This is a genomic window from Clostridium sp. TJA038 (assembly GCF_058310255.1).
The window spans coordinates 642,878-661,825 of record NZ_JBZEFA010000001.1 but is presented as its reverse complement, the minus strand read 5'-3'; the positions used below and the strand labels follow the sequence as shown (position 1 = coordinate 661,825).

The 18,948-nt window shown below is 27.4% G+C and carries 16 protein-coding genes; 1 reads left to right on the top strand and 15 read right to left on the bottom strand.

The features are described from left to right. Nucleotides 1-23: 23 nt before the first annotated feature. The 5 genes from AC4FQV_RS03165 to AC4FQV_RS03145 all read right to left on the bottom strand — a co-directional run bounded on the left by AC4FQV_RS03165 (nt 24) and on the right by AC4FQV_RS03145 (nt 3,797). Nucleotides 24-653 carry a peptidylprolyl isomerase gene (locus tag AC4FQV_RS03165; RefSeq protein WP_491164367.1) on the bottom strand — a complete coding sequence of 210 codons (630 nt, stop codon included), beginning with the start codon at nt 651-653 and terminating at the stop codon, nt 24-26. A 161-nt stretch (nt 654-814) separates the two neighbouring features. Then, nucleotides 815-1,219 (bottom strand): DUF3785 family protein, encoded by a 405-nt coding sequence (locus AC4FQV_RS03160; RefSeq protein ID WP_491138922.1) that lies wholly within the window; start codon nt 1,217-1,219, stop codon nt 815-817. 84 nt (nt 1,220-1,303) lie between these two features. Then, complete coding sequence (locus AC4FQV_RS03155) at nt 1,304-2,134, bottom strand: Cof-type HAD-IIB family hydrolase (protein WP_491138924.1); 831 nt, start codon at nt 2,132-2,134, stop codon at nt 1,304-1,306. Nucleotides 2,135-2,284: 150 nt separating this feature from the next. Beyond that, nucleotides 2,285-3,013 carry a PspA/IM30 family protein gene (locus tag AC4FQV_RS03150; RefSeq protein ID WP_491138925.1) on the bottom strand — a complete coding sequence of 243 codons (729 nt, stop codon included), beginning with the start codon at nt 3,011-3,013 and terminating at the stop codon, nt 2,285-2,287. A gap of 85 nt (nt 3,014-3,098) precedes the next feature. Then, nucleotides 3,099-3,797, bottom strand: coding sequence for a hypothetical protein (locus AC4FQV_RS03145; RefSeq protein ID WP_491138926.1), 699 nt, complete (start codon nt 3,795-3,797; stop codon nt 3,099-3,101). A gap of 145 nt (nt 3,798-3,942) precedes the next feature. Here AC4FQV_RS03145 and AC4FQV_RS03140 point away from each other — a divergent pair, with 145 nt between their 5' ends. After that, nucleotides 3,943-4,608: a hypothetical protein gene (locus tag AC4FQV_RS03140; RefSeq protein WP_491164363.1), complete on the top strand. Its 666-nt coding sequence runs from the start codon at nt 3,943-3,945 to the stop codon at nt 4,606-4,608. Nucleotides 4,609-4,679: 71 nt separating this feature from the next. On the opposite strand, the gene gshAB is transcribed toward AC4FQV_RS03140, so the two are convergent. From gshAB to AC4FQV_RS03090, 10 genes are all read right to left on the bottom strand, one after another. Beyond that, nucleotides 4,680-7,016, bottom strand: a complete 2,337-nt coding sequence (gene gshAB, locus AC4FQV_RS03135; RefSeq protein WP_491164361.1) for a bifunctional glutamate--cysteine ligase GshA/glutathione synthetase GshB — start codon at nt 7,014-7,016, stop codon at nt 4,680-4,682. A 311-nt stretch (nt 7,017-7,327) separates the two neighbouring features. Further along, complete coding sequence (locus AC4FQV_RS03130; RefSeq protein WP_491138929.1) at nt 7,328-8,245, bottom strand: patatin-like phospholipase family protein; 918 nt, start codon at nt 8,243-8,245, stop codon at nt 7,328-7,330. A gap of 141 nt (nt 8,246-8,386) precedes the next feature. Then, nucleotides 8,387-9,676, bottom strand: coding sequence for an NCS2 family permease (locus tag AC4FQV_RS03125; protein ID WP_491139520.1), 1,290 nt, complete (start codon nt 9,674-9,676; stop codon nt 8,387-8,389). A gap of 403 nt (nt 9,677-10,079) precedes the next feature. Continuing rightward, nucleotides 10,080-11,033, bottom strand: a complete 954-nt coding sequence (locus tag AC4FQV_RS03120) for an ABC transporter permease (protein ID WP_491138930.1) — start codon at nt 11,031-11,033, stop codon at nt 10,080-10,082. Beyond that, nucleotides 11,033-12,124: an ABC transporter permease gene (locus AC4FQV_RS03115; protein ID WP_491138931.1), complete on the bottom strand. Its 1,092-nt coding sequence runs from the start codon at nt 12,122-12,124 to the stop codon at nt 11,033-11,035. The genes AC4FQV_RS03120 and AC4FQV_RS03115 overlap by 1 nt, the downstream gene beginning before the upstream one ends. Next, nucleotides 12,114-13,649 carry an ABC transporter ATP-binding protein gene (locus tag AC4FQV_RS03110; protein ID WP_491138932.1) on the bottom strand — a complete coding sequence of 512 codons (1,536 nt, stop codon included), beginning with the start codon at nt 13,647-13,649 and terminating at the stop codon, nt 12,114-12,116. The genes AC4FQV_RS03115 and AC4FQV_RS03110 overlap by 11 nt, the downstream gene beginning before the upstream one ends. 123 nt (nt 13,650-13,772) lie before the next feature. After that, a complete protein-coding gene (locus AC4FQV_RS03105; RefSeq protein ID WP_491138933.1) occupies nt 13,773-14,882 on the bottom strand; it encodes a BMP family lipoprotein in 1,110 nt (369 codons plus the stop codon). A gap of 469 nt (nt 14,883-15,351) precedes the next feature. Then, nucleotides 15,352-16,170 carry an alpha/beta hydrolase fold domain-containing protein gene (locus tag AC4FQV_RS03100; RefSeq protein ID WP_491138934.1) on the bottom strand — a complete coding sequence of 273 codons (819 nt, stop codon included), beginning with the start codon at nt 16,168-16,170 and terminating at the stop codon, nt 15,352-15,354. A 236-nt stretch (nt 16,171-16,406) separates the two neighbouring features. Further along, nucleotides 16,407-17,237 carry an energy-coupling factor transporter transmembrane component T family protein gene (locus tag AC4FQV_RS03095; protein WP_491138935.1) on the bottom strand — a complete coding sequence of 277 codons (831 nt, stop codon included), beginning with the start codon at nt 17,235-17,237 and terminating at the stop codon, nt 16,407-16,409. Next, nucleotides 17,237-18,943, bottom strand: a complete 1,707-nt coding sequence (locus AC4FQV_RS03090) for an ABC transporter ATP-binding protein (protein ID WP_491164358.1) — start codon at nt 18,941-18,943, stop codon at nt 17,237-17,239. The genes AC4FQV_RS03095 and AC4FQV_RS03090 overlap by 1 nt, the downstream gene beginning before the upstream one ends. Nucleotides 18,944-18,948: the final 5 nt, after the last annotated feature.

Here is an 18,948-nt window from a genome sequence, read left to right as displayed (position 1 = left end):
TTTTTATTAATAAAAAATAATATTTAATTTTTAATTTTTTTTGGCTCTTTATAATTTACTCCCTTTGTATCTACTCTTATTTCTTTAATCTTAATTTCTTTAAGAGGCTTATCATTTTCTCCTACAGAGGATTTTTCTATTTCATGAACTACATCTAGTCCATTTATAACCTTTCCAAAGGCTGCGTATTCTCCATCTAAATGAGGAGAATCCTTTGTAACAATAAAGAACTGACTACCAGCACTATCTTTTTCACTAGACCTTGCCATAGAAAGTACCCCTTCTTCATGTTTTATATCATTTTCAACTCCATTTGAAGAAAACTCTCCCTTTATGCTATAACCAGGACCTCCCATTCCATTTCCCATAGGATCTCCACCTTGAAGTACAAAGCCTTTTACTATTCTATGAATATCTAACCCATCATAAAACCCACTATTTACTAAACTTATAAAATTATTTACAGTATTCTCTGCTTTATTGGGATATAATTCTGCTTGTATATCTCCATAATTTTCTATTTTAATCGTTGCAATTGGAAGTTTTTCCTTTGGAATTTCATTTTTCGATTCCTTCTCCATTTTTCCACAACCTATTAAAAATAAAGATAAAATCATAATACCTACTAAACTTATTTTCTTTAAATTTTTCATAAAACCTCTCCTTATTTTGAAATTTATTACTAATATGGTTTAAATTATAACATTTTACTGATTTTAATTTATGTACTATATAAAATTAATTTGTTTCTATATAATTAAATTTTCCTAAAAATAAAAAGGTATGTATTCATTTTAAGAATACATACCTTTTTCTAAATTTCAAATTCTTCAACTTCTACAGCAAAATCTCCACAATTTTTGCAAACATTTATATTTACTAAATAGCTTTTGTCTACCTTCTTCTCCTTTAAAAGCTTATTATAGGTAAGTCCTTCATAATTCTTTTCTATATTACTAATAACATATTCTCCATTTTTACCATAGATAAACATATTAAACTCTAAAAAAGGAAAACTTTTTCTCTTTTCTTCTAAACCAAATTTACACTCTTCACAAGGACCATCATAATATGCTTTACTAAATAAAACCTTATCACTTTCTCCTAATATTTCAAAAAGTTTATCTAAATTAAAATTCTTAACCTCTTCATTAAAAAAATAAATTAAATTTTCATGAGTTAAATTATATTCTTTTCCATCAAAAGTAAATTTAAACATTCAATTCTTCCTTTCTATAATTTTTTATAAAAATCATCTCTTAAACCTATTTAATAACTTTAAAATAGATATGTCAAACATAAATTATTTTAAAACAAATTTTTCTATAGCCTTTGCAACCCCATGATTTTCGTTACTATCTGTAATATATTTTCCATATTCTTTTATAAAATCTGGTGCATTTCCCATTACTATAGGTAACCCAGCAACCTCTAACATTGATATATCATTTCCACTATCACCTATACAAATTACCTCCTCTAAAGGAATTTGTAATCTTTTAGCTAATACCTTAACAGCATTCCCCTTAGAAGTTCCCTTTTTCATTATTTCTATACATCCTCCCCAAGAGGCATAAACTAAATCAACTCCTTCTATATTTTCAAACTCCTCTTTAGCTTCTTCAATACTACACCCATCTTCTTTTTTTATAATTATAAATTTTAATATTTTATCTCCCTGTTCCTTATAAGCCTCTTTTAAGGTATTATATTTAAAAAACTTTATCTTCTCTTTTTCTTCTACCCAAGTATTCATAAGCCTATGACTATCCTCTTTTGGTATTTCAGTTTCAGATATTAAACCTTCTGTAGAGTCTACATAAGCTAAAAAATCGTACTTTTCTATAATATCACATATTTTCATATAGGTATCTTCATCTAATGTAGACTTAAATATTACTTCTTCAGTATCTTTATCTTTTATATATGAACCATTTGAACAAATAAGTGGTGCATTTATTCCTATTATGTTTCCATATATTTTTGCTGAAGGAAAAACTCGTCCTGTTGAAATTGCAATATTTACTCCTTTATCTATAGCTTTTTTTAAAGCTTCTTTATCTCTTTTGCTAACTGTATGGTCTTTTTTTAAGAGAGTTCCATCCATATCTATACAAATTAATTTATAGTCCATTTTAAATTCACCTCTAACCTTTTAATTTATGTAATTAAAAAAAACCTATAAATATCCTTTGAAAATCCTTTTATGCTAATAAAAACATAAAAGGATTTTTTTCTAAATATTTATAAGTTTTATTTTACCATATTAAAATATAGTTTTTAATTATTCTTTATTTTTATACTTTTCTAATTCTAAGTCTAGCTCATCCTTTGAAGGTTCACTTTTTGAAACTTCTTCTTTTTTATCTGATGTTCTATACTTATTTAGTTCTTCATCTAAACTTAACTCTTCTAACTTAGCAAATTCATCATCTAAGCTTTCACCTTTTAACTCTTCTAAGCCAGCTGCATAGTTTTCTTTTCTTGAAATACTTCTTTCTATGTCATCAATATTTATTGAGTTACTTTTACTTTGAACATTTGCAATAACTTCATTTATTTGTTTTGAAGCTTCTGCATTATTAACTCTAGCTACAGCTTCATCTCTGTAACTTCTTGTCTTATCTAATTCTTTTTCTAAATCAGCTAATTTAGCCTTTAAAACATCCGCTTTAGCTCTTTGTCCTTCATAACTTGATTTTAAAGATTCATACTTTTTATCACTTTCTAATTTAAGCTTTAAAGCCTTCTTAGCTAATTCTTCATTACCTTTATCCATAGCTAACTTTACTTTTGCATCATATTGAGCTGAATCTTCTTTAGCTTGGTTCATTTTCTTTTCTGTATCTTTTAAATTACCAAAGATTTGAGCTGAAGCTCTTTTAGCTTCGTTAAAAGATTTTTCCATCTCTCTTATCTTTTGATCTAATAATTCAACTGGATTTTCCATATTATCTAAAGCTGAATTTGCCTTAGATTTTATCATATTTGATATTCTATTGAATATTCCCATTTCATTACCACCTTTAACTACTATTTATTTAAATTTATTATACATTCTCTTTTTTACAATTTCATGTCATAATTATTAATTTTAACTATCTTCTTTTTCTAATTAAAATAAATACTAATAGTATTAATAATATTATTCCAATTCCTATAAATGGTCTTCTTATAAACATAAAACTAAACATATTACCAAGCATATTAAATATGTTGTTTAACATAAGCATATCAAAAAAGCTAAATCCTCCACTAGAGTTCTTTTTTGAATTATTTCCACTTTGTGAACTGCTACTACTTTCATTATTTTTATTAGAATTATTCTCTTTTGAACTTCCCCCTGAGTCCTTAGGAGGTTTACTATTAAACTTATCACTTGTTGAATAATTATTGTTTCCCTTTTTACTTTCTGAACTTCCTTTATTTTGACTACTTTCATCATCTACTTTTCCAGGACTTTTATTACCTCCTGAGGAAGAATTATTATACTTATCTGTGGTTGAGTAATTACTATTTCCATAATCCTTCTTTTTCCCACTTGAAGAATTACTTGGCTTAGAATATTTTTTGCTTGAACCATAGGAACTGCTTTTGCTTGAGCTTTTAGAGCTTGAGCTACTACTTCTACTTGACCCTCCACTAGAAGAAGATGAACCTCTTTTAGCTATGCTATTTTCTATTCCAAAAGTATCTGCCTTAACTTCCTTTAAAGGAGAAAGATTTAAACATCCAACTATAAAGAAAAAAGCTACAAAAAACAGTAAAAGTTTCCTAAACCTCTTATGTTTTTTCACCCTCTTACCCTCCTTAAATATGTTTATATCATCATTATAAATTAATTATTAAATTTTGTATATTTTAATATTTTAAATTCATAATTATTTGATAATCTGTGATATCATAAATATATAATTATTATATGGTAAAGGAGTATATTAAATGAATGCAAAGGAATTTTTAGATAAAGAGAAAAACACCTATGGTAATCTTTATAGTGATCTTGTTTTTGTTTTAGATGATATTGAAGATTTAAGTGAAGATTCTACTTTAAAGGAAAGAGCTTACTATAAAAATATTAAGATTTTAAAAGAATATAATAATTTATTAGACAAACTTTATAAAAGTCTTCCAGAGAAAAAATCTTTTTTATCCTTCCTAAACAAATCTAAGGATAATGAAATTATAACAGAATGTGAAAACTTTAAGAAAAAATATAAAGAATCTCTAGATAAAATTTTCTTATGCTCTAAATGTATGTGTGTAAAATGCATAAGAGAATGTGAATTTAACCCTTGCTTAAGCTGCAATAAAACTGGGAAAGTTAACTACTGTGATAAGGAAAATATAAATCTTATAGTCTTTGATAATTTTATAAAGCAACAATATAATAATGAAACTAGAGAAAATGAACCTATAGAAATTCTTTGTGAAGTTGAAATTTTAGATATAGATAAACGCTTTAGAATTTTAAAAGAAGTTTTAACAGGAAAAAAACTAGTTTTAGAATATATATATGATATAAAAGATGGCGATTTATATAATTCTATTGATGATGTGGATTTATTTAATGAAATAATAGAAGTTTATGAAAGCAATAAAATATAAATAAAAATACTAGGCACTTAATATTAAAACTCTAGTGCCTAGTATTTTTTAATATATTTTAAATATTAAAATTAATCAAATAATAAATCTAATATTTTTTCCCCTGCTCTCCTATTTTCTCCTTTGTAAGGAAAACAATGAATATGAATTGCAGGATTAAAATTAAGTTCTATTATTCCATGATTATTAAAATTTGCTTCTTCTTTAATATTATCTATTACCATATCAACTCCACATATAAGTGCCTTAGCAGCCTTAGCTGACTTTAATGCTACATCTTTATAGCTTTTATGTATTTTATCCGTAAAGTCTATGCTATCTCCACCTGTACTTATATTAGAGTTTTCTCTTAAATAAACCTTTTCTCCCTTTTTAGGAATTGACTTAAAGGTAAGTCCTTGATTTTTTAAAAACATTTCCTCTATTTCACCTAATTTTATCTTTTCTAAAGGAGTTTTATATCCTATTCCTCTTAAAGGGTCTTTATTTTTTTCAATAACAAGTTCTTCTATAGTGCTTTCTCCATCTCCAATTACATTAGCAGGTTCTCTATGAAGAATTCCAACCACCTCATTACCTATTACAAGAAATCTATACTCTTTTCCTGTCATAAATTCTTCTATAAGTATTGAATTATCCTCTTTAAAGGCTATTTCAATTGCCCTATTATAATCTTCTCTCGAAAATTCTAAAGGAAATATACTAATTCCCAAACCAAAATTAGTTGACTTAGGTTTTATAACTATCTTCTCTCCCTTAAAAAGCCTAAAATCTTTTTTAGCCTCTTCTATATTATAGTAATCCTTTCCCTTTGGAACCCTTACATTATTTTCTTTTAAAATTTCTTTTGTAACAAGTTTATTTTCCATTATTAAAGCAGTTATATAAGAATCCTTTGATGTTTTTGTTGCTTGCTTTACATACTCAACCTTTTCTCCATTACAAAGAGAAATAAAATTCTCTAATCTATCTAAAATCTTAACCTTTATCCCTCTTTTAAGAGCATCTAAAATTAAAATTTGTGTTGATAACTCTAAATCTTCATATCCTATTAAATTAAATTCCTTATCTTTAAAAGACTTTAAATAATCCTTTGCTAATCTCATATGAAAATTAACATAGCCTTCTTCTTTTATAGAAGTTATAACTTTTTCAGAAACTGTATTATTAGGATTATTAATTTCTTCAATTGCTCTTTCTAAAGCCTCTTTAAAAGCATGATTATTTGGAAATAAATTAAGTAAAATTTCATTTATTTCATTTAAAATTTCTTTTCCTTTATCTCTTAATAAAACAGGAGATTCATTTTCATAAATACAAACATTTTCTTTTCTTCCTTTTAAAGCAGCTATATCATGGTTTTCAAAAAACTCTTTTTGCTCCTTATAAGTTATTTCTTTATTCTCTTTAAATAAAGTGTAAATCATAAACAAATGAACCATATAAAGTGTGTTTTTATTTACTCCCTCTAAACTTAAAGGGTCTAAATCTAAAAGTCTAACTTCTAAATAATCTATTCCCTTGTTAAGTAAACTACTTAACATATCTTCTTCTCCTAAGGATTTTAATCTTATAGGATTATAATATTCTTTTACATTTTGTATTTCCTTATCTCTAACTAATCTTTCTATATCTTCTGCATATTCTTTTATACTGTTATAAGACACATAATAATCCCTTTTATTTTTATATCCATATATACTATTTCTTAAGGATATATCACCTTTTATAAAGTAAGAATCTTCCCCTAATTTTTCTCCTTCTTTTTTTATATTATCTATGTAGCTTTCATGAAAAACAGGACTTGCACCAGTTAAGTATATTAATAACCAATGATATTTTTGAAAATTCCTAGCCATCTTTAAATATAAAGCATCTTTAAATTCTCTATAGCTTTCACCTTTATTAAGTTTTTCAAATAAAATTTTTATAAACTCCTCTTTGAAAGAAAAATTATAATGTATTCCACTTATAACCTGTTTCTTCCTTCCATATTTTTCACTAAGATTTTCTCTATAAATTTCCTCTTCCCTATTTTTTAATTTAGCAATAGGTATATTGCCTTCTTCCTTTGGTAATATAGGAGGATTACTTTGAGGCCATAAAAATTCATCTCTTTTTATAAGTTCTAAAGAAACAACCTTATTTAAATTACATATAAAACTATAAACCTCCTCTAAGGTTTCACAAATTGGAGTTACTAACTCTAACTGACTTTCAGCAAAATCTGTTTTTATATAAGGATTATTTTCTCTATCACCAAAAGCTTCTGGATGATTTGTAAGAGCCAGTTTTCCATCTCTTGTAACTCTAACATTTTCTTTTTCTAATCCAAAATTAGCCTTAAAAAAGTAATCCTCTAAGCTTTCATCCTTTATAATATTTAATAAATTTTTATCTAAACTCATTACTTCTCTCCTCCTGTAAAAGACCTATTTAAAATATTTTTAAAAACTCTATATAATAAACTCTCTTTATATTCTACTTACAAAAAACTTTTAAGTAAATATTTCCATATTGATTAATCACCTTAATTCTTATAGGAATTCTAGGCTTTATTATAAATATATAAGAAAATCACCCTATAGTCAAAGGTATTATTTATTTATTTTATTCCTATTTTTTTAAAATACTCATAAATTCTCTTACTTTCTTTAAAGTTAAAAAATCTTTATTAAAGAATATTTATTATTAATAAAATAAAAAAACACTATAGTTTTTAACTATAGTGTTTTTTAGTAAATTTCTTTTTTAAATTTTTAAAAAACTTAAAGGTTTTATATAATATAGGATTTTCTTCCTCCATATCGTCTTGAAACCTAATTCTTGATAAATTAATTATAGGATTTAAAAGGTCCATAGTATCTTCATAACCTTGTTTTGTTCTTAAACGCTTAGCATCCATATTTAAATTTAAAGTTCCATTTATTATGCTATCATCTAAATTTCTAGGAATTATTTCTATAATTTCAGCATTAGGATAAAGACTTCTATCTACAAATTCCTCTTTAGATAAATGAACTACAATTATAACATCACACCCTTCACCATAAACAGGTTGTATTGGTGTATTATCAACCATTCCTCCATCTAAATATTTTTTTCCTTCAACTTCTGAACTATCGTATATTAATGGCAAAGAAGCAGAAGCCATTATTATTTCTTTTCCTACATCCTCATCATAATCATTTATCTTAAAATACTTAACCTTACAATCTGGTAATTCCGTACAGGCAGCATAACATATTTTCCCTGATTCTTTAACCTTGTTTATGTCTATAAATTTATTTACTACTTCATAAGCACCATCCTTAGGGAAATCTCCATTTTCTAACCTATCTGACATATGTTTTTTTACAAAATTAATACTTTTTACCCCTAAAGCTAAAACAACACCTTTTTTTAAAAGGTCCATTTTTGTCATAGGAAGTAATTTTTCCATTGTAACTTCGTCCCATAGTGCTTGAGCATTATCCATATCCCCTTGAGCAAATAAAGCAGCATTAAAGGCACCTATAGATGTACCAGAAATAACCTCTATGTACTTGTCCAGTTTCAACTGTACTAAAGCTTTCCAAACACCTAATTCATAAGCGCCTTTTCCTCCTCCTCCAGATAAAACTAATCCAACCTTCATAATGTCTCCTCCATTTATTTATAAAATGAATATACTTATAAAAAATCTTATATTATATCATTTTACTACAAATATAAAAAAATTTCATAATTAATTATAAAAAATAACCTATGAATAAATTTCATAGGTTATTTTTTTATATTATATTAAAAATTTAAGTAAAAATACTAATCCTAAAATTACAGTAGTTAAACTTATTTCTTTTCTTTTTCCTGTAAATAATTTAAGTATTATATATGATATAACACCAAAAACTATACCATCTGATATTGAATATGCAAAAGGCATCATTATTATTGTTAAAAAGGCTGGTATTGCCTCTGTAAAATCATGTAAGTTGATTTCCTTTATAGGCTCAATCATAAATAATCCAACTAAAACTAAGGCAGATGCTGTAACAGCTGGAGTTATAACAGCAAATAAAGGTGCAAAGAATAAAGCTAAGAAAAACATAAATGCAGTAGATACTGCTGTTAATCCTGTTCTTCCCCCTTCAGCCACTCCTGATGCACTCTCTACAAAAGTACTTACTGTACTTGTTCCTAAACAAGCCCCAAGTGTTGTTCCTACTGCATCAGAAAATAAAGCTTTCTTTATATTAGGAACTTTACCATCTTTATCTAACATTTTAGCCTTTGTTGCAACACCAACTAAAGTCCCTATAGTATCAAACATATCCATAAATAATAAAGTAAATAAAGCAATTACCATATCTAAAGAAAATATATTATGGAAATCAAATTTAAAGAAAGTAGGTGCTATTGAAGGTGGCATACTTATTATTTTAGTTGGTAGAGGAGTTATTCCCATAGGTATACCTATTAAAGCAGTAATAATCATACCTATAAATAATGCTCCCTTAACATTTTTAGCTATTAAAACACTTGTTATTAAAAGTCCTATTATTGCTAAAAGTCCTGTACCTGATACTATATTTCCTAAAGAAACTATTGTTCCTCCCTCTGTATGTACTACTATTCCTGCGCCTTCTAACCCTATTAAAGCTATAAGTAATCCTATACCAACTGATATAGCATTCTTTATTCCCTTTGGTATTGAATCTACAATTGCTTCACGGACATTAAATATAGTTAAAAGTATAAATATAATTCCTTCTAATAAAACTGCAGTTAAAGCAAATTCAAAAGAATATCCCATTTGTATAACTATTGTATAAGCAAAAAAAGCATTTAATCCCATTCCTGGAGCCTGTGCAAAAGGTAACTTAGCATAAAGTCCCATTATTAAAGTTGCAATTACTGCTGATAAAGCAGTTGCTGTAAAAACAGCTCCTTGATCCATTCCTGCTGCTGATAATATTGATGGATTTACTATAAGTATGTAAGCCATTGTCATAAAGGTAGTTAATCCAGCAATAAACTCTGTTTTCACATCAGTATTATTTTCCTTAAGTTTAAAGAACTTTTCCATCATCTCACTCTTTCCTTCTTTTGTTTTTATAAATACCTTTAATATATTAACAGATTTTTTATATTTATCAATAGTTTTACGAATATTTTTGTCGAAAAAGTAAAATTAATAAGTTTTTTTGTAGGATTAAAATATAAAATACGTATATTAAACTCTTTAATATATTATATAATACGAATAAAAACATATTTTTTTAATTTTAAAATATTAAATAAATATATTTTTTAAAACTTTGCGAACCTTTAATAATTTCTATTTATTAAAACTAATAAATCTTTCTAATACCTTCTTTAAATTCCTTTAAATTTATTATCTCTAATTATTATTAAAATAAATATTAAACTTAAAATAAAAAAACCTATTTCTAGATTTTTTTATTTTATCTAGAAATAGGCTTAATTTATTATCTTTTATCTTTTTGATATGGTTCTCCAGCTGCTTTAGGTGCTTGTGATGTCTTAGAGAATACAATTAAAGCAATTAAAGTAACTACATATGGGAATATCTTAAGTAGTACTGGAGGTATGCTTGAAAGTGATGGAACTATTTGAGATACATTCGCTATAGTTGTTGCAAATCCGAAGAAGAATGTAGCTCCTAAAACTCCCCATGGCTTCCATTGACCAAAGATTAAAGCTGCTAAAGCTAAGAATCCAAGTCCTGCAACACTTCCTGTAAATTCTCCACCATAAGTTACAAGAATTATAGCACCACCAAGAGATGAAAATGCTCCTGATATCATAACACCAATATATCTCATTTTATAAACATTTATACCTGCAGCATCAGCAGCTTGAGGATGCTCACCACATGCTCTAAGTCTTAAACCAAAGCTTGTTTTATATAATAAGAATGTACTTACAACAAGTATTAAAATAACTAACCATGTAGTTGCATAGGTCTTTGAAAAGAATAATTCACCAATTATCGGTATTGAAGATAATACAGGAACATCCTTAGGTACGAAACCTTGCATAATTCTTATGTTACCACTACCTGTCATATTTCTAGCTAAGAATACAGTTAAAGCTCCAGCTATCATGTTTATAGCTGTACCACTTATTACCTGGTCTGCATTTAAGTTTATACTTGCAAAAGCATGTAATAAAGAAAATAGCATACCAACTACAACAGCAACGCCTAAACCAATCCATAACGGAAGTGAGCTACCTGGCATAGCTTCTTGAAGCTTTGAAACTGTAAAAGCTCCACTAAAAGATCCAACAATCATAAGACCATCAAGTCCTATATTTACTACACCACTTCGTTCAGAAAATAAAGCACCTAATGCGGTTATTAAAAGCGGTATAGTAAATGCTATTGCATAAGGAAATATTTGTTGAATTGTTTCCCACATTATTTGCTCACCACCCTTTCTTTAGTTGTTTCTTGATTTTTATTTAATTTCTCTTTTTTCTTTTTATGAAATTTATTAAATAATCTCTCCATTATTACACTTGTAGCAGAGAAGTAAATTATTGTAGCCATTATTGTATCTGCTATTTCTGGAGGTATGCTTGTCATAGCATTCATAAATCCTTTTCCTGTGTATAAAAGTCCAAAGAATAAAGCTGAGAATAAAACTCCAATTGGCGTATTTGCACCAAGTAAAGCTACTGCTATACCATCAAATCCTTGTGAAGGCATAACACCTATTTGCATACTTACAGCATTTCCTGTGTATTGAACAACCCCTGCAAGTCCTGCAAGTCCACCAGCTATCATCATAGCTAATAATATATTTCTATTTACTGAAATTCCTGCATATTCTGCAGCATCTCTATTAAATCCAACTGCTTTTAATTCATATCCTAAAACTGTTTTGTTTAATACAAACCAAACTCCAAATACAGAAACAAGTGCAATTATTATTCCTATATTTATAAAAGAACCTTGGAAAAGGTCTGTAAGTGCTTGTATTCTTAAAGTTGCTCCTGCCGGAAGCTGTGCAGATTCCGTTTCTAAAAACTCTCCTTTAAAGTACATAGGTACAACATAATAAACTATCCAATAAGCTATCCAGTTCATCATTATAGTTGAAACAACTTCATGAACATTAAATTTTGCCTTTAATACTCCAGGAATAAGAGCCCATAAAGCACCACCTAAAATACCAGCTATAATCATTAAAGGTATTAATATTGGAGATGGTAATTTAACAGTTAAACCTACTGCTGTTGCAAAAAGACCTCCCATAAGCATTTGTCCTGGTGCTCCTATATTGAATAAACCAGTTTTAAAAGCAAAAGCTAATGAAAGACCAGTTAAAATTAAAGGAGTTGCCGTAGCTAGAGTATTTCCTATTCTTTCTATATTCATAAGTCCACCTTTTAATAAGAAAGAATATCCCTCTATAGGATTATGACCCATAACAGCCATTAAAATAGCACCTGCAATAAGTCCTAATATAATAGCCATTAAAGATATAATAAACTGTTTAAACTTCATGTCTATCTCCTCCTTTTATACCAGCCATCATAAGACCTACCTCGTTTTCATTTGTTTCATCTGCATTTACAATTCCTATAAGTTCTCCATTATTTATTATTGCAATTCTATCTGAAACATTTAATATTTCATCTAGTTCAAGAGATACTAAAAGAACAGCTTTCCCTCTATCTCTTTGTTCTACTAATCTTTTATGAATATACTCTATAGAACCTACATCAAGTCCTCTAGTAGGCTGTGCTGCTATTAAAAGTTCTGGATTTAATTCAATCTCACGCCCTATAATAGCCTTTTGTTGGTTTCCTCCAGAAAGAGATCTTGCTATAGATGCTCCTCCTTCTCCAGATCTTACATCAAATTCTTGGATTATTTTTTCTGCATATTTCTTTATTTCTTTTTTATTTAATAATCCTTTACTAGAGAATGGTTTTCTATCATAAACTTCTAAAACCATATTTTCTTCTATTGTATAATCTAGAACTAATCCTCTTTTATGTCTGTCCTCAGGAATGTGAGCAATACCTGAATTAATTCTATTTTTTATGCTTTCTTTCGTTATATCTTTATTTCTAAAGTTTATAACTCCATTTTCACACTTTCTAAGACCTGTAATAGCTTCTATAAGTTCACTTTGTCCATTACCTTCAACTCCAGCTATTCCAACTATTTCTCCTGCTCTAACATCTAATGAGAAATCTTTTAGTCCTAAAACCTTTTTATTATTTTTAACAGATAGATTTTTAATATCTAATACAACTTCACCAGGCTTAGCTGGCTTTTTATCTACTTTAAAAGATACTTCTCTACCTACCATCATCTTAGCCATTTCAGCTTCACTAGTTGTTTTTACATCTACAGTACCAATATATCTTCCTCTTCTTATAACTGTACATCTATCAGCAGCTGCTTTTATTTCTTTAAGTTTATGAGTTATAATAATTATTGATTTTCCTTCATTTATAAGGTTTTTCATAATTTTTATAAGCTCATCAATTTCTTGAGGTGTTAAAACAGCTGTAGGCTCATCTAGTATAAGAACATCTGCATCTCTGTAAAGCATTTTTAAAATCTCAACCCTTTGTTGCATACCTACAGATATATTTTCAATCTTTGCATAAGGGTCTACATTTAAACCATATTGCTTTGAAAGGTCTTCAATCCTTTTAGCAGCCTTTTTTAAATCCATTCCAAGACCTAGAAGTATTTTAGGCTCACAACCTAAAACTATATTTTGTGTAACTGTAAAGTTTTCAACTAATTTAAAATGCTGGTGAACCATTCCTATACCAAGGTCATTTGCAACATTTGGGTTAGTGATTTTTACTTCTTTTCCTCTAACCTTTATAACACCCTTATCCGGTTGGTTCATTCCAAAAAGAATTCCCATTAAAGTAGATTTACCCGCTCCATTTTCACCTAGTAGAGCATGTATCTCTCCCTTTCTAAGTTGCAATGTTATATTATCATTTGCTACTATACCAGGAAATTCTTTACGGATATTAAGCATCTCTACTACATATTCCATAAGTTATCCTCCTTAATACTTAAACTCTTTTTTATTTAAAACCATACATATATAAAAATTAATTAGCATAATAAAAGGAGATGGAAGCCCATCTCCTTAATAAAAACTTCCTTGAATTTTGAACTAATTTATTAAGTCTCCTTGCTCGCTAGAAACTGTTATTTCACCATTTTTTAACTGTTCAAATACTTTGTTTACTTCAGTCATAGTTTCTTCACTTAAGTTTGGATTCTTATCTGGTAAGCCTACACCATCATTTTTTGCATCATATAATAAAGTTTCTCCACCTGGGAAAGTTCCATCTAATTCTCTCTTTATCATGTCATAAGATGCATGGTCTATTCTCTTAACAGCTGAAGTAAGTATTACAGATTTATCTCCTTCGTATATACCATCTTCATATTGGTCAACGTCAACACCTATTATCCAAGCTTCTTTTCCTGAAGCAGCTCTGTTTTTAGCTTCTTGTATAGCACCTACACCAACGCCACCTGCAGCACAGAATATAGCTTTTACTCCATTATCATACATTTGAGCTGCTATTTGTCCACCAGCTGCTGAATCATCAAAAGATCCTTGGTATATTATATTCTTAGCTTCAAGAGTCATATGAGTTCCTAATTTTTCATTAGCAAAGTCTACACCTTGTTGGAATCCCCAGTTAAACTTTTGTACTGGAGGAATTTCCATACCACCTATAAATCCTAATTGTCCTTCTTTAAGTTGTAATGCAGTAGCAACCCCTGCCATAAATCCTGCTTGTTCTTCAGCGAAGAAAATTGAAACCGTATTCGGACCTACTTCAGGTTTTGCATCCTTAGCACCTGAATGTGGAGCACCATCTAATAATACAAATTTAGCATCTTTATATTTTTCTTGTCCTTTATATATAGCAGTTTCAAATTTAAATCCTGGAGTTACTATAAACTTATATCCAGCATCATAAAGGTTTCCTATTTCTTTTAAATAGTCAGCTTCTGTTGTTCCACTTGGTTTTAAGTACTTAGCTTCTATACCTAAATCTTTTTCAGCTTTTTGTATTCCTTCCCAAGTTCCTTGGTTAAATGACTTATCGTCTATTGTACCAGCATCAGTAACCATTCCAACCTTTAATTTGTCTCCTTTAGAACCTGCATCCCCAGATGCTTGTCCTTCACTAGAACCTCCACAACCAGCAAGTAAAGTAGCCGTTGTAAGTACTGCTAAAACAGCAGAAAGAAATTTCTTTTTCATACTAATATTCCTCCTTAATACCTAAAAATAATTCTTACTTTAAATTTATGTAATAAACTAGAATTAAATTAATAAATAAGCAAATGAAATTGACCAATATTCACAAAATATATTTAAATTAATATTCGAGTTTACAAGATAATATTAAACCGTGAAAGCGTTATCTTTCTATGCGTTTTTTTTATTTTAATATTTTATTTTCATTTTTATATATTTACCCTATTTTATTTATACTTTGTACAAATTTACCCTTTACAAATTATTCTTTTTAACCCTAAATTATCCTATAATTATTTTAATCTTATTCCATTTACATAAATTTAATTAATTATACATACTTTATTAATATATATAAGTTTTTCAATATTTTATATATGAAAGCGCTTTCTCATAAATATTTTATTTTTCTTTATTCCTTTTAAATATAAAAATTTATAAAAAAAAAGACCCTTATTTTAGGGTCTAATAATTAAAATCTATTAATAAAGCTCATTACTTCTCCTGTTTTTTCATTTCCTGAACCTATAAAAAGATTTAATAAATCAATATGTCCATATTCTTTTAACATTAAAAATTCTCCTTTTCCATTAAACTTATTTATTTTTTCTATAAATCTCTTAGAATTCTCAAAGTTAACTATGGAATCTTTTTCCCCATGGACACATAAAACTGGAATTTTAGGAGAATTTTCCTTTATTAAATTTATGGGATTAACAGAAAATATCTCTTCCCTTTTATATAAATATCTTTTTATATAATTTTTATATTCTTTAGAATCACATTTACTAAAGTCTAAAGTCCCTCCTAAAGATACAAATGAATCTATTATTTTTATATCTATATTAAATTTTCTTCTCATATTTTCATTATAAATTAAATTTGCTGCTAATTGAGCTCCTGAGGAATATCCCATAACAACAATTTTTTTTACATTATTATTTTCTATATAATGCTTTAAAGCAGAGAATATATTTTCTATTTGAACAGGATACTTATGTTCTGGTGCTAATTCATAAGAAGGAATAACTACATTAAAACCATATTTATAAAAAAACTTGCCTATAGCCGCACAACCCTTAGGTCCTCCTAATATTCCTCCACTATATATAAAAAATATTGTTGGCTTTCTCTTATCATAGCCTTTATATACTCTATAATAATCTTTTTTGTTATCACCATATCTAAATTCACTATATTCTATATTTCTATCTTTTAAAAAATTGTAATTAAAAATTTTAAAAAATAATTTTCTCTTTAATTTTTTCTCTTCCTTACTACTCTCATACATTTATAATCTCCTTAAAGTTTAAAATTACGTTTAAATTTCTCTCATACAAATATACCTATAATTATTAACAATTTCAACACTTTGTTTAAAATTTATTAATATTTCTTTTTAATTGTCTATTTACCCTCTAAATAGATAATTTTTAAAATAAATTTTTATTAAAGATAAATCCATGCTAGAAATTTTTTCAAAAAAAGTGAGAAGTATAAAAACTTCTCACAATTATTTTTAATATTTTATTTTATAAAAGGGTTATAAAATCTACTTCCATTTTTAATTGTAAAGCTTAAAGATATTATAAAGATTAAAACAACTAAAAATATAGCAAGATAATCTCCTTTTGAAAACTTTCTTTCATTATACCAAGTTCTTTTTTTATTTTTTCCAAAGGCTCTAAGTTCCATAGCAGTACTTATATTTTCTATTCTATCTAAACTTGAAAAAATAAGTGGCATTAAGATTGAAGATATATTCTTTATTCTCTTTAATAATTTTTCTTTTCTAGACATATCAATTCCTCTTGCCTGTTGTGCAAAGGATATATCATGATATTCTCTTTGAATATCTGGTATATATCTTAAAGCTATAGAAACAGAATAGGAAATTTTATAACTTATTCCTATTTTATTTAAAGAAGCTGCAAACTCACTAGGATTTGTTGTTAATATAAATAAAAGAGCCATAGGAATTACAGATAAATATTTTAAAGTAACATTAAACTCATAAAATAACTGTTCTAAAGTTAAAGTATAAGGTCCTATTATATGAAATATATTATGTCTTGTTCCGTATATATGAACACCTTCATAAGGTGAAAATATAAAAATTGCTAAATCATTTAAAAGTAAAAATACTAATATAAAATAAACTATAAAAGAAACTTCTTTAAATTCTATCTTAGATACCTTAAAAATTATTAAGCTAAAAATAAGCATAGCTAATAATACTCTAGTGTCATAGGTAAGCATAGCTGTTAAGGTCCAAAGTATAAAGCATATAAGCTTTGTAGCTCCTGTTAATTTATCAATAGGAGAATCTTTTCTTATATAAGTAAGCATTGCATCCATTAATTTCTTACCCCCCTATCATAATCAATAAATTTAGAAACAAAATCCCTAGAATTTTCAATATTAAACTTTAATGCTAAATCATATAAGGATGTTTCTTTTAAACTTGCTTTTTTTATTACCTCTTTATCCGTAAGTATTTCCGCTGATATGTTATCTGCTATTTTCTTTCCCTCTGAAATTACAATAGCTCTATCTGTATATTCAAGCATAAGGTGCATATCATGAGTTATTAAAATTATAGTAACTCCTCTTTTATTAAGCTTTAAAAGAAACTCCATTATTTCATTATAATGCTTATAATCTTGACCAGCTGTTGGCTCATCTAATATTATCATCTTTGGATTTAAAACTAAAATTGCTGCTATAGTAACTCTCTTTTTTTGACCAAAACTTAAAGCAGAAATAGGCCAGTTTCTATATGGGTAAAGACCACAAATTTTTAAAGTTTCTAAAACTCTCTTTTTAACTTCCTCTTCTTCTATTCCTCTAACTCTTAAGCCTAAAGCAACCTCATCAAAAATCATTGTTTTAGATATCATCTGATTAGGATTTTGAAGAACTATACCTATCTTTTCTCCTCTTTCTTTAATGGTTTTTCCCTTTAAAGTTTCTCCTTCAAATAATATATCTCCCTTTGATTCTTTATAAAATCCACAAATAAGCTTTGATATGGTTGATTTACCTGCACCATTTTTTCCTACTATACTAACTATTTCACCTTTATTCACCTTAAAATTAATATCAGATAAAATATTTTTTCTTTTATTATAAGAAAAACTTACCTCCTTAAATTCTAATAAAACCTCTTCTTTTTTTTCTCTTTCAGTATGTTTTAAGCTTTTATACCATTTCCTTAACTTTTCTCCCTTATCTTTAAGGGTTAATTTATCTATGCTCTCTAAATTCATATCTTCCTTAAGGTCATAACCACTATACTTTAAGGCAGTTACATATAGAGGTTCTCTTATTCCATACTTTAATAATTTATTAGAAGCTAATATTTTATTTGGAGTTGTATCACAAATAATCTCTCCTTCGTTCATAAGAATTATTCTATCTACTCCCCCACTTAAAACTTCTTCTAATCTATGTTCTATTATTATAATAGTTTTCTTAGCTTCCTTTTGTATTTTATCTATAAGCTCCATAGAAGCTTTTCCTGCTGCTGGGTCTAAACTTGCTAAAGGCTCATCAAAAAGAAGTATATCAACATCATCTACTATTGTACCTGATAAGGTTACTCTCTGCTTTTGTCCTCCTGAAAGACTATAAGGTGCTAAATCTAACCTATTTTCTATATCAACTATTTTTGAAACATAGTCTACCTTCTTTTTCATTTCTTCTTGAGAGATGCAACTATTTTCTAACTTAAAAGCTATATCCTCAGCTACTGTTAATCCAATAAATTGACTATCTGGGTCTTGCAAAACAGTACCAACCATTTTAGAAATTTCAAAAACACTTAAATTCTTTGTTTCTTTTCCTTCTATTTTAAGGCTTCCTGAAATCTCAATATCTGTTGAAAAAGGTATTAACCCATTTATACAATTTGCTAGAGTACTTTTTCCAGAACCTGAAGGACCAGCAATAAGAACCTTCTCTCCTTCATATATAGTTAAATTTATTTTATTTAAGGTTGGTTTTGACTGAACTATGTAATGTGCAGTAAAATCCTTAAACTCTATTATTGCTTTTTTCTCCATATTAA